Consider the following 12,072-nt stretch of genomic DNA (forward strand, 5'->3'; position numbering starts at 1 on the left):
CGCGCGCCGCTCACTCCCGGCGGCGGCGCGCTCCGGCGCCGGGATCGACGCATCCCGATCCGAGCCGCGACGCATCGTCCCCCGAAAGGATCGCGATCCCCGCCGCTTCGAGCGCCGGCATATCGCGCGCGCCGCCAGCCATCGCCAGCGCCCGCGTGATCCGCCCCGCCGCGGCGCTGGTGCCGCTCAGCTGCCGCGCGCCCTCGGAAAGCGTCGCCGCCGCGATCACCCCCTGAAGCGCGACGCCCTCCTCGGCGAGAGCCGAGAGGGTCGGCCCGGTCACCGACCACGCCGCGCCCTCGGCCGTATAGCGCGCGGGCGCAGCCTGCGGAGCCTCCGGCGACACCCGCGCGGCGCCGGCGCTCAGCACGCAGTCCGGGCGCGCGGTGACGATCGCCGAATGGCTGCCCTCCCGCGCAAGAGCCCCGTCGGGGTGCGGCCGGGACCAGTCCCTGGTCTCGTCGTCCCAGCCATAGGCGCGCGGATCGTCGAAATAGGATTGCCGCCCCCGCGGCCGGTATCCGGGCAGGCTCTCGCCGCGCTGGATCTGCAGATGCACCTCGAGCGCCGCCGTGCCGCGATAGCGCAGGGCGACGCGCCAGCCCCCCGGCGGCGCCGCCGGCTCGCGGGGTTTCAGCCCTTCCGTCGGGGCGAGCGCGAGCACGTATCGCGCCCTCTGCACCGTCGTTTCGTCGAGTGCGAGCGCCGGCAGGTGGTAGAGCCGCGCGATCGCCGCGCCCTCCCGCAGCAGCGTGCGCCGCGCGCCCTCGGGCACGGGCGCGAAGTCGTGGTCCCGCCCGGGCGCCGTCAGGGCCACCTCGATCTCCCCCGAGGCGATACCGGGCGGCAGGCAGATCTCCATGTAGCTCGCCGTCAGATCGGACGGCTGCGCCCGCCAGACGATCTCGCGCTCCTCGATCTCGCGCGTGTCGTCGGCCGCCCAGACCATCCGCGCCACCTGTCGCGAGCGCTGGTTGTTGCCGAACGAATAGACGATCCGGACGTTCTGCCCTGTGGCCGCCGTCCAGGCCTCGGCCTCGCGCGCCATCTGGTACTCGGCAAAGCGTGTGCCGTCCTTGGGACCCGCCGACATGCCGAGCGAGACGTTCACGATCACCGGCCGGTCCGTCCCGATCTCGCGCGCCTGCCCGAGGATCCAGCGCAGCGCCTGCACCATGTAGCTCTCGAACCGCGTGCCCGACGTGTCCTCGATGGCCTCGGGCGGCAGCTGCACCGCGAGAAGCGGCCAGTCCCGCGCCGGATCGCCGGCGTCCTCGGGATCGGCCCCCGCCGCGAGATCGAGCACATGTGTGCCGTGGCTCGATCCGAACTCGGTCGACCGGTGTGCCCCGGGGCCGAGGACCCGTCCGTTCAGCCGCCGATACCAGGCCGCTTCGTCGAGCGCCGGACCCTGCGCCAGCGCCGCGTCGATATCGGCCGCTGTCAGGACCTCGCCGATGCGGGCGCGCCGCGCTCCGCCTTCGGTGCCGCGGGCCCTCTCGTCCGATTGCAGCCAGACCGCGTGGAACCGCGTGCGGTCGCCGCGGCGGAAGCGCCGGTTCAGCATCGCGATGCCGTCGTCGATGATCGCGACGATCGGCCCCGAGGAGGGCAGAGCCTGCGCGGTCGCGTCCTGGCCCGGAGCTTCGGGCCGCTCGTCGGGATCGAGGTCCACCCGGGCACCCACGTCGAGCAGCACCCAGAGCTCGCCCTCGGCATCGCCCGGCGTGCCCGCGCGGCGGTAGAGCATGTACTCGTCCGGAAGCTCGGTCCAGGGCGCCTCTTCGGCGCGCCGGGCCGCGAGCCGCGCGGCCTCGAACGGATCCATCACGAAAGGCTGCGCGGGATCGTCGACCAGGTCCTGCAGGCGCGCGCGGGAGGCCGCGTCCCCGTGCCTGAGGCGGACGAAGATCGGCTCGTACCAGTTCCGGTCGGTGCGGTCTCGCGGCGCGAGCGCGTCGCGGCGGACATGCAGCAGGCGGGCCCAGTCGAGATAGCCGTCCAGCACTTCGGCGGGCTCCGGGGCGGTCCAGGTCAAGGTCATGGCGGCGATCCTGCGCAACGATCGGGAATGGGCTTCCGGGCGATACACTCCAGAAAATTGCGCCGTTGACCTAGGGTCAACATTTATGCTGCATGGGTCGCTGCGATCCGAATGAAGCGCGCGGTTTGACGATGGGTTTGCGCGGCTATCGCGGGCCGATCACGCAGAATCGGCAAGTTCGCATTAATTGAATGTTAACCCTACGTCACCCCGATTTGGCGGGGGAGAGACGCCGGGTGGCGCACACCGGGGAGCATACCCATGTTCAAGACCGAATGCCACGATCTCCATCCCTTCCAGATCATTCCCGGCGGCCAGGGTCTTGCGCCGTCGCTGGCGCGCCCCATGGCGGCGCGGACCGCCCCACCGCAGGCACCTGAGCCCTCTCCCGAGGCGCGGGCGAGAGCGGCCGACATGGTCGCGCTCTACGCGCTGTCGCTTCTGCGCGAGACCCCGTTCGACACTCTGGCGAGGTCGGACCGCGCCACCATCGCCCCCGGCCTGCCGTCGCTCGACCACGCCGCGCTCCGCGCCGAGGTTGCGCATGCGGTCGAGAGCGAGCTGCCGACGACCGGCGATCTCTTCGCGCGGATCACCGGCGGTCCGGCGCATCGGCTCTCGTCGCTCTGGGGCGCCTCGGCTCCCGACCGCGAGGTCGCGAACGGCGGCACCCTGCCGCCGCCATCCGACGATGCGCCGATCTCGCAGTGGCTGCGCTGGTGTCGGCACCGCCACGGCGCGGCGCTGGCGCTTCCCGGGCGGCCCCGCGCCGCGCTGCCGGCCTCGGCCGCCGACCTCGCGCGGCGGGTCGCGCAGCGGGGCGTCCTTCAACCTGTCATCGTCGCGGCGCTTGCGCGGTTCTCGCAAGGCGCAACGCCGCGCATCGGACCTCCGCAGCTCGTGCTCCGGCTTTTGTCGGAACTGAGCGAGCGGATCGCGGCGCGGGCGGCACGCTCCTCCTCCCCGGCCGGTCCGCGCCCCGGGCTGCTGGCGGGCGAACTCGCGCTTCTGGCGTCGGGCGAGTCTGCCAGCAGCATGCCGGACGGCGCCATGGCCACCGGCGTGTTGACCGAGCTCACCCGCCGTGTGCCACGCCTTCTTGCCCAGCTTGTCGCGGTCAACGATGCCCGCCCCTTCGGCGGAACTGTGGTCAGGCGCGACGGCGAGCGGTGCACCGGCTGGTGCCCCGTGGTTCTGGCCCGGAACCTCTGCATGCCGCCGCTTCTTACCGCCTCGGGGCCGATGCATCCCGGAACGCTCCGCACCGCGCCGTTCCAGGCTGCGGCGCTTGCCGCTGCCCTGCGGACCTGGCTCCCGCACGACGAGGAGGCGGGCGCCGAGCTCGACCGCCTCGTGCGCGACGTCGCGCTCGCGACGGCGGCGCCGGGCGGCCTCTGGCCGCACGAGATCGCGCAGCAGGTGGAAACCGGTGCCGATGTCGGGCGCCGCGCCGCGCTCGAGGCCCTCATCGGCCTCGATGCCGAGGCCGGGCCGGATGCGCTGCCGCAGGTCGCCCTGAGCAGCGTCTAGCTCAGCGCGCGGCCACGAACGGTGCGCCCGAGCTCCCGGAGATTTCCAGGATCAGCTTGCGGCGCACCGCCTCGGCAAAGCTCGCGCGGCTCTCGGCCGTGACGACGAAGGCGCCCATGCCGCCGATGATCCGCTCCTCGTAGAGCGCCTCGAGCCCGCCCTGCGCCCGCCCCGGATCGTCCGGGCGCAGGATCGGCAGCGCGTTGATGGTGACGCCGGCAGCGACCACCTCGGCGCGCGCCTCCTCGATCGACGGACCGGCATAGCTGTTCGCCGAATCGCCCGAGAAGTCGATCACCCGCCGCCAGCCGTCGATCTCGTTCCGTTCGATCAGCCGCAGCGAATCGAGCAGCGCCGACCCGATCGCGTTCCGCCCGTAGGCGCGCCTCGGCTCCGCCAGCAGCGCCGCCGCGAACCCCTCGGCGCTCTCCGCGCCGTCGATCCGTGTCCAACCCACCACCTGCGCGGTGTGCGAGGCCCATTCGACATAGGTGACTGCGATCGAGCCGTAGGCGGTGCCCGCGATCGCCGCCAGCACCTCGGGATCGGTGATCGCCTCGGCATAACCTTCGCGCTGGAAGCGGATCTCCTCCGCGTCGATGGAGCCGGAGGCGTCCGCCAGCAGCACCAGCTCGAGATCGGTGTCCTGCGCCGCGGCGGGCGCGGCGAGGCAGGCGGCGAGAAGGGCAGGGGCGAGACGCGTCATGCAGGGAACCTCCCGTTCGGCACAAGCGCATGGTGCCACGCTTCGTCCCGCTGTCGACCTTTCCTTCCGCAACCTTTCGCGAGGGATGCGCGTTATCCGGGCAGTCATCAGATCTAGGAGAAGAGCGATGAATTGGGATCAAGCCGAAGGCAAATGGGACCAGCTGAAGGGCGAGGCCCAGAAGCAGTGGGGCAAGCTCACCGGCGACGACGTGGAGCAGGCCAAGGGCAACCGCGAGCAGCTCGCCGGCAAGCTCCAGGAGCGCTACGGCCACAGCAAGGAAGAGGCGCAGCGCGAGGTCGACGACTGGATCGCGCGCCACTGATCGCGGCCTTTTAACCCTCTCGGCGCCGGGCGGCTTCGCCCGGCGTCACTCCCGACAGATGCCTTGGATCTCGGCGCCTGCCCAAGGAATGCGCACCTCGGCGCCCGACAGGGCCGCATCGAGGCGCGAGAGATCCATTTCCGCGCCGATCATCTCGCGCAGACGCGCCGTCCGCTCCGCCTCCGGATCGAGCAGGCGGCAGCACACCCATTCCTCGACGATCGCACCCTGCTGCTCGAACCCATGATCCAGGAACCTCTTGGTGCTGTCCGGCTCGAAAAGATAGGGATCGGCGCTGCTCGTGTGTTCGAAGGCCGCCCGCAGCGGATGGTATCCCGTCCGCGCCCGGTTCTGCCATTGCCAGACATGGGTCATTTCGTGCGCGAAGAGCATCGCCGAGACGAGGTCCACCCGTTCGGGGTATCCCGACATGAAATCGTCTCGATAGAGGTCCTCGCGGTAGAGGATGCGGTTGAAGAACACGGTCGCGCCCGGGCTCACGATCACCGTCTCGCCGCGGGAGGGGGGCCAGATCCGCTCCTGGCAGGTCCGCCTCGGCCGGACCGGCCGCGTATAGGCAAAGCTCCCCGCGAAATGGCCGTCGTGAAACCGCACGCGCCGCGGCTCTATCGCCTCCGAGTGCAGCGCCCGCGCAAACGCCATCTCGTTCGGGGTGAGCTCGCGGCCGCCGCAGGCGGACAGGATCAAGCAGAGTGTGAGGAAGAGGGGGATGCGCATGAGTGCGATGGAAGCCCGGATACGCGCGTACCGCAAGTGTGGCATGTTCTCGCATCCATTGAAAAAATCTTCGCCCCGGTGCACATCGGCGTCAGATCTTGAGGAGCGGGCCGCTGAGCGGCGGAAAGGACGGGCGCGCCCGTGGACAGGACTGAGAAATCGCTGTTGGCGAGCGAGTACGCCCTCGGGCTCCTCGATCCGGACGAGCGCCGCGCCGTCGCGGCTGCTCTCGAGACCGATCCCGAAATGCGCGCCGAGCTTTCACTCTGGGAAAGCCGGCTGCCCGCGCTTCTCGGCGGGCTCGACGAGGTTGCGCCGCCGCCCGCATTGAAGGCGTCCCTAGAGGCGCGCCTCTTCGGAGAGGAGCCGCGCAGCCTCTGGGACGACCTTCTGGCCCCCGAGAATCGCGGCCTCGTTCTGGCCGCGCTCGCCGCCAAGGCCGGTCTCCTGGCGGTGCTCCTCCACCTGCTCCTCTGACGGGGACCGCTCAGCCGCGTCCCGCCTCAGGCAGCGCTCGCTCGCTCCGGGGACAGCGCCCGCCCGAGAACCGCCCAGACGCAGATCGCGGCAACGAGCGTCGCTGCGAAGGCGATCCCGACGAGCTGATACGCGCCCCGCGGCAACGCAGCCGCCGCGACCGCGATCAGGGGCAGGTGGACGAGAACGAAGCACGTCAGTTGCAGCTTGAGCCGTGCGGTTCGGGTCATGGCTTTCCTCCCCATATCAAAGCGGTCTGTGCTCCTTTCAATCTGCACTGTCAGACGTCAAGCTCTTCCACGAACCGTGCGTTCTCCGAGATGTACTGGAAGCGCAGCTCCGGCTTCTTGCCCATCAGGCGCTCCACGAGGTCGCTGGTCTCGCCCGGCTCGTCCTCGTCGATGGTCACGCGGATCAGCGTCCGCGAGGCCGGATCCATCGTGGTCTCCTTGAGGTCCTTGGCGTCCATCTCGCCCAGACCCTTGAAGCGCTGCACGTCGATCTTGCCCTTGCCGCCGAGGCCCTTCTGCATCCACTCGTCCTTCTCGGCGTCCGAGGCGACGTACATCCGCTTCGGCCCCTGCGTCAGGCGGTAGAGCGGCGGGCAGGCGAGGTAGAGATGCCCGTTGTCGATCAGCGGCCGCATCTGGGAATAGAAGAACGTCATCAGCAGCGAGGCGATGTGCGCGCCGTCCACATCGGCGTCGCACATGATGATGATCTTGTCGTAGCGCAGATCGTCGAGGTTGAACTTCGAGCCGAGCCCCACGCCGAGCGCCTCACAGAGATCGCGGATCTCGGCGTTCTGCCCGAGCTTCGAGGAGGCCGCCCCGAGCACGTTGAGGATCTTGCCCCTGAGCGGCAGCAGCGCCTGGAACTCGCGGAACCGCGCCCCCTTGGCCGAGCCGCCCGCCGAGTCGCCCTCGACGATGAAGATCTCGGTGCCCTCGCGCGCCTTGGTGGTGCAGTCGGTGAGCTTGCCGGGCAGGCGCAGCCGCTTGGTGGCGGACTTGCGCTGCGTCTCCTTCTCCTGCTTGCGGCGCAGCCGCTCCTCGCTGCGCAGCACGAGGAAATCGAGGATGGCGCCCGCAGACTTCGTGTCCTGCGCCAGCCAGTTGTCGAAATGGTCGCGCACCGCGCCCTCGACCAGCTTCGCCGCCTCGGCGGTAGCGAGCCGGTCCTTGGTCTGGCCGACGAATTCGGGTTCTCGGATGAAACACGAGACCAGCGCGCAGCCCCCGGTGATCAGGTCCTCGCGGGTGATCTGCTGCGCCTTCTTGTTGTTCACGAGCTCGCCATAGGCCCGGATCCCCTTGAGGATCGCCGCCCAGAAGCCCGCCTCGTGGGTGCCGCCCTCGGGCGTCGGAACCGTGTTGCAGTAGCTCTGCAGGAACCCGTCGCGGGAGGGCGTCCAGTTGATCGCCCATTCGACCTTGCCGGGGCTGCCGAACTTCTCGCGGAAATCGACGCGGCCCGCGAAGGGCTGCGCGGCATAGGTGGTGGCGCCGCCGAGCACCTCCTGCAGGTAGTCAGAGAGGCCGCCCGGAAAGTGGAAGGTCGCCTCGGTCGGGGTCTCGCCGTCGTCGATCGCCGACTTCCAGCGGATCTCGACGCCCGAGAAGAGATAGGCCTTGGAGCGCACCATCTTGAAGAGCCGCGCGGGCTTGAAGCGGTGATGGCCGAAGATCTCCTCGTCGGCATGGAAGACGATCGTGGTGCCGCGGCGGTTCGGCGCCTGTCCGACCTTCGCCACCGGCCCCTGCGGCTTGCCGCGGGCAAAGCGCTGCTCGTGCAGCTCCTTGTTGCGCGCGACCTGCACGATGAGCGAATCCGACAGCGCGTTCACCACCGAGGCGCCCACGCCGTGCAGACCGCCCGAGGTCTCGTAGGCGTCGCCGCCGAACTTGCCGCCCGCGTGCAGCGTGCAGAGGATCACCTCGAGCGCCGACTTGCCCGGAAATTTCGGATGCGGGTCGATCGGGATGCCGCGGCCGTTGTCGCTGACCGAGATCGAGTAATCGGCGTTGAGCGTCAGCTCGATCCGGTTGGCGTGCCCCGCAACCGCCTCGTCCATCGAGTTGTCGAGGATCTCGGCCACGAGGTGGTGCAGCGCCCGCTCGTCGGTGCCGCCGATATACATGCCGGGTCGCTTGCGCACGGGCTCGAGACCCTCGAGCACCTCGATGGAGGAGGCATCGTAGTCGCCGGGCTCTGCGCCCGAGAGAAGATCTTCGGCCATGGGGGCTGCTCATATACTGTTTATTGACGGCTTTGATCGCAAAGTATGTCAGACCCCCCGTCCGGCGAAAAGGGCAGACGGGGCTTGCACGGCGCTGCGGGGCTGCTAGCGTCCGAGTCCCGATGCGCTCTTTGGAGGAGGCGATGTCCGCATCTACCTATACCTACGTGCCGCCGCGCGACACGCGCATGCCGGTTCCCGGCGCGCCCGATGCGGCCTGGCGGATGCACAACCCCCGCCGCGGCGGCTGCGTCACGAGCCGCTGCACGGGGTTCGAGGAGATCGCCGGCACGCCGATCTGCGCCAGCTGCGGACACCACAACCGCGAGCACGACAGCTTCTGATCGCGCGCCCGCGGGCTCCCGTCCCGCCCTCCGGACCGGCACCATCCGCCCGCGCGGACCGCTGCCGACCGGAGCGCCTCCGGCCCTGTTGACAACCCAAGCGACTCCCCATATACGCCCGGCATCTTGGCGCTAGGGGTGTATGCGGCCCCGTCGACGCGTCGAACAAGCAGAACCGAAGCGGTCAAGATCCGGGTGACCGAACGCCCCGATCCTCTGAATGCACCCGCGTCGTTCCCGTGAGGCAGGGAACGCATGCGGTTTTTTGCGTCGCCGTGGGCCGATGACCGCCGGCCCGGGCGCGAACCGAACCGTCGGCGCCGCCTCATGCGCGCCGTCCGCGCCGGCCGGCGCAGAAACCGGTGACCCGCGGACGCGCGGGGCGCCTTGCCAGAGACAAGCCGCGATGAGGCGATGAGGCCGATCGCGTCACATATGTGAGAGACACACGGGGAAAGAACCGGAATGCCCACGATTCAACAGCTGATCCGCAAGCCGCGTCAGCCCAAGCCGAAGCGCTCGAAGGCGATCCATCTCGAGCAGTGCCCGCAGAAACGCGGCGTCTGCACGCGCGTCTACACCACCACTCCGAAGAAGCCGAACTCGGCAATGCGGAAGGTGGCCAAGGTGCGTCTGACCAACGGCTACGAGGTGATCAGCTACATCCCGGGCGAAAGCCACAACCTTCAGGAGCACTCGGTCGTCCTGATCCGGGGTGGTCGTGTGAAGGACCTTCCCGGCGTTCGCTACCACATCCTGCGCGGCGTTCTCGACACGCAGGGCGTCAAGGATCGTCGCCAGCGTCGCTCCAAATATGGCGCCAAGCGTCCGAAGTAAGAGGATAGACAGATGTCCCGCCGTCACTCCGCTGAAAAGCGCGAAATCCTTCCCGACGCCAAGTACGGCGACCGGGTCCTGACCAAGTTCATGAACAACCTCATGGTTGACGGCAAGAAGTCCGTCGCCGAGGGGATCGTGTACAACGCGCTCGACCGCGTCGAGAACAAGGTCAAGCGTTCGCCGATCGAGATCTTCTCCGAGGCGCTCGACAACATCAAACCGTCGGTCGAGGTCCGCTCGCGCCGCGTTGGTGGTGCCACCTACCAGGTGCCCGTCGAGGTCCGCCCCGAGCGCCGCGAGGCGCTGGCGATCCGCTGGCTGATCGAAGCGTCGCGCAAGCGCAACGAGAACACGATGGAAGAGCGCCTCGCGGGCGAGCTTCTCGATGCCGTGAACTCGCGCGGCTCCGCCGTGAAGAAGCGCGAGGACACCCACAAGATGGCCGACGCCAACAAGGCGTTCAGCCACTACCGCTGGTAAGGCCTTGGGGGGACGCTTGACGCACCGGCGTCCGTCCCCCATTGCCGCGCTGGAATCCGACAAGACAGACGGCAACGCCTGATCAACCGCAAAGCCACCTGAGGACCGACCCAATGGCCCGCGAATATTCCCTCGACCGCTACCGTAACTTCGGGATCATGGCGCATATCGATGCAGGCAAGACCACCTGCACCGAGCGCATCCTGTTCTACACCGGCAAGTCCCACAAGATCGGCGAAGTCCACGACGGCGCCGCGACCATGGACTGGATGGAGCAGGAGCAGGAACGCGGGATCACGATCACCTCGGCGGCGACGACCACGTTCTGGTTCCGCACCGAGGACGGCGAGAACCCGACCGGCATCTACGGCGACACGCCGCAGGAAGCCAAGTTCCGCTTCAACATCATCGACACCCCCGGCCACGTGGACTTCACCATCGAGGTCGAGCGTTCGCTCGCCGTGCTCGACGGCGCGATCTGCGTTCTCGACGCCAACGCCGGTGTCGAGCCCCAGACCGAGACCGTCTGGCGCCAGGCCGACCGCTACAAGGTCCCGCGCGTCGTGTTCGTCAACAAGATGGACAAGATCGGCGCGGACTTCTGGAACTGCGTGGACATGATCCGCGACCGGACCGGTGCGAACCCGGTTCCGATCCAGTTCCCGATCGGCGCGGAAGACCAGCTCGAGGGCATCGTCGACCTCGTCACCATGAAGGAATGGGTCTGGAAGGGTGAAGACCTCGGCGCGAGCTGGGTCATCCAGGACATCCGCGACGAGCTCAAGGACCGTGCCGAAGAGATGCGCGGCAACCTGATCGAAGCCGCCGTCGAGATGGACGACGACGCGATGGAGGCCTACCTCGAAGGCGAGGAGCCGGACCTTCCGAAGCTGCGCTCGCTGATCCGCAAGGGCACGCTGTCGCTCTCCTTCGTTCCGGTCCTCGCGGGCTCCGCGTTCAAGAACAAAGGTGTCCAGCCGCTCCTCAACGCGGTCATCGACTACCTGCCGGGTCCCCTCGACGTCCCGCCCTACATGGGCTTCTCCCCGGACGACGAGACCGAGACGCGCAACATCGAGCGTCGTCCCGGTGACGACCAGCCCTTCGCCGGCCTCGCGTTCAAGATCATGAACGACCCCTTCGTGGGCTCGCTCACCTTCACGCGCATCTACTCGGGCCTGCTCGAGAAGGGCGGCACGGTGTTCAACTCGACCAAGGGTCGGAAAGAGCGCATCGGCCGGATGATGATGATGCACTCGAACTCCCGCGAGGAGATCGACTGGGCCGGTTCCGGCGACATCATCGCTCTGGCGGGTCTCAAGGACACCACCACCGGCGACACGCTCTGCGATCCCAACAAGCAGGTCGTGCTCGAGACGATGACCTTCCCGGACCCGGTGATCGAGATCGCCGTGGAGCCCAAGACGAAGGCCGACCAGGAGAAGATGTCCGCAGGCCTCCAGCGCCTCGCGGCGGAGGACCCGTCCTTCAAGGTCGAGACCGACATCGAGAGCGGTCAGACCATCATGAAGGGCATGGGCGAACTTCACCTCGACATCCTCGTCGACCGGCTGAAGCGTGAATTCAAGGTGGAGGCGAACATCGGTGCGCCTCAGGTGGCCTACCGCGAGACCATCTCGCAGAAGATCAACCACACCTACACGCACAAGAAGCAGTCGGGCGGCTCCGGTCAGTTCGCCGAGGTCACGCTCGAGATCACCCCGACCGAACCGGGCGAGGGCTACTCCTTCGAGAGCCGCATCGTCGGTGGCTCGGTGCCGAAGGAATACATCCCCGGCGTCGAGAAGGGCATCAAGTCGGTGATGGACTCCGGTCCGCTTGCAGGCTTCCCGGTGATCGACTTCAAGGTCGCGCTGGTGGACGGCAAGTACCACGACGTCGACTCCTCGGTCCTCGCGTTCGAGATCGCGTCGCGGATGGGCATGCGTGAAGGCCTCCGCAAGGCCGGCGCGCAGCTGCTCGAGCCGATGATGAAGGTCGAGGTCGTCACGCCGGAGGAATATACCGGCTCGATCATCGGCGATCTCACCTCGCGGCGCGGTCAGGTCACCGGCCAGGAGCCGCGCGGCAACGCCGTGGCGCTGCACGCGATGGTGCCGCTCGCCAACATGTTCGGCTACATCAACAACCTGCGCTCGATGTCCTCGGGCCGCGCGCAGTTCACGATGCAGTTCGACCATTACGATCCGGTTCCGCAGAACCTCTCGGAAGAGATCCAGAAGCAGTACGCGTAACCCATCAGATTTGCCGACCGGAGGCCCCTGCCTGGGGCCTCCGGCGACACGACGAAAAGAGGGAGCCAGACGATGGCAAAGGAAAAGTTCGAAC

At 68.4% G+C, this 12,072-nt stretch carries 12 protein-coding genes; 7 read left to right on the forward strand and 5 right to left on the reverse strand.

The window, feature by feature from the left end:
- Positions 1–10: 10 nt before the first annotated feature.
- Positions 11–2,044, reverse strand: a complete 2,034-nt coding sequence (locus OCH239_RS03865) for a S8 family serine peptidase (RefSeq protein ID WP_051489234.1) — start codon at positions 2,042–2,044, stop codon at positions 11–13.
- 261 nt (positions 2,045–2,305) lie between these two features.
- Between OCH239_RS03865 and OCH239_RS03870 the strand changes: the two genes are divergently transcribed.
- Positions 2,306–3,574 (forward strand): hypothetical protein, encoded by a 1,269-nt coding sequence (locus tag OCH239_RS03870; RefSeq protein ID WP_037258918.1) that lies wholly within the window; start codon positions 2,306–2,308, stop codon positions 3,572–3,574.
- A 1-nt stretch (position 3,575) separates the two neighbouring features.
- Here OCH239_RS03870 and OCH239_RS03875 read toward each other — a convergent pair whose 3' ends face one another.
- Entirely contained in the window at positions 3,576–4,280 is a 705-nt protein-coding gene (locus tag OCH239_RS03875; protein ID WP_037258921.1) for a DUF1194 domain-containing protein, read from the reverse strand.
- A gap of 127 nt (positions 4,281–4,407) precedes the next feature.
- On the opposite strand from OCH239_RS03875, the gene OCH239_RS03880 reads away from it, so the two are divergent.
- On the forward strand, positions 4,408–4,605 hold the full coding sequence (locus OCH239_RS03880) for a CsbD family protein (RefSeq protein WP_037258924.1): 198 nt from the start codon (positions 4,408–4,410) through the stop codon (positions 4,603–4,605).
- A gap of 45 nt (positions 4,606–4,650) precedes the next feature.
- Here OCH239_RS03880 and OCH239_RS03885 read toward each other — a convergent pair whose 3' ends face one another.
- The gene (locus OCH239_RS03885) at positions 4,651–5,388 is read right to left on the reverse strand and encodes a hypothetical protein (RefSeq protein WP_341871940.1); all 738 of its coding nucleotides are present in this window, start codon (positions 5,386–5,388) and stop codon (positions 4,651–4,653) included.
- 96 nt (positions 5,389–5,484) lie between these two features.
- Here OCH239_RS03885 and OCH239_RS03890 point away from each other — a divergent pair, with 96 nt between their 5' ends.
- The gene (locus tag OCH239_RS03890) at positions 5,485–5,820 is read left to right on the forward strand and encodes a hypothetical protein (RefSeq protein WP_037259072.1); all 336 of its coding nucleotides are present in this window, start codon (positions 5,485–5,487) and stop codon (positions 5,818–5,820) included.
- Between the two features lie 26 nt (positions 5,821–5,846).
- On the opposite strand, the gene OCH239_RS03895 is transcribed toward OCH239_RS03890, so the two are convergent.
- Both OCH239_RS03895 and parE read right to left on the reverse strand, forming a co-directional pair.
- Entirely contained in the window at positions 5,847–6,050 is a 204-nt protein-coding gene (locus tag OCH239_RS03895; RefSeq protein ID WP_157577790.1) for a hypothetical protein, read from the reverse strand.
- A gap of 50 nt (positions 6,051–6,100) precedes the next feature.
- A complete protein-coding gene (gene parE / locus OCH239_RS03900; protein WP_037258929.1) occupies positions 6,101–8,059 on the reverse strand; it encodes a DNA topoisomerase IV subunit B in 1,959 nt (652 codons plus the stop codon).
- A 143-nt stretch (positions 8,060–8,202) separates the two neighbouring features.
- On the opposite strand from parE, the gene OCH239_RS03905 reads away from it, so the two are divergent.
- From OCH239_RS03905 to fusA, 4 genes are all read left to right on the forward strand, one after another.
- Complete coding sequence (locus OCH239_RS03905; RefSeq protein ID WP_037258932.1) at positions 8,203–8,403, forward strand: hypothetical protein; 201 nt, start codon at positions 8,203–8,205, stop codon at positions 8,401–8,403.
- A 465-nt stretch (positions 8,404–8,868) separates the two neighbouring features.
- Positions 8,869–9,240, forward strand: coding sequence for a 30S ribosomal protein S12 (gene rpsL / locus OCH239_RS03910; protein WP_037258936.1), 372 nt, complete (start codon positions 8,869–8,871; stop codon positions 9,238–9,240).
- A gap of 12 nt (positions 9,241–9,252) precedes the next feature.
- Positions 9,253–9,723: a 30S ribosomal protein S7 gene (rpsG, locus tag OCH239_RS03915; protein ID WP_037258939.1), complete on the forward strand. Its 471-nt coding sequence runs from the start codon at positions 9,253–9,255 to the stop codon at positions 9,721–9,723.
- A 113-nt stretch (positions 9,724–9,836) separates the two neighbouring features.
- Positions 9,837–11,978, forward strand: coding sequence for an elongation factor G (gene fusA / locus OCH239_RS03920; protein WP_037258942.1), 2,142 nt, complete (start codon positions 9,837–9,839; stop codon positions 11,976–11,978).
- Positions 11,979–12,072: the final 94 nt, after the last annotated feature.

The sequence above is a fragment of the Roseivivax halodurans JCM 10272 genome, assembly GCF_000521785.1.
Lineage (GTDB): Bacteria > Pseudomonadota > Alphaproteobacteria > Rhodobacterales > Rhodobacteraceae > Roseivivax > Roseivivax halodurans.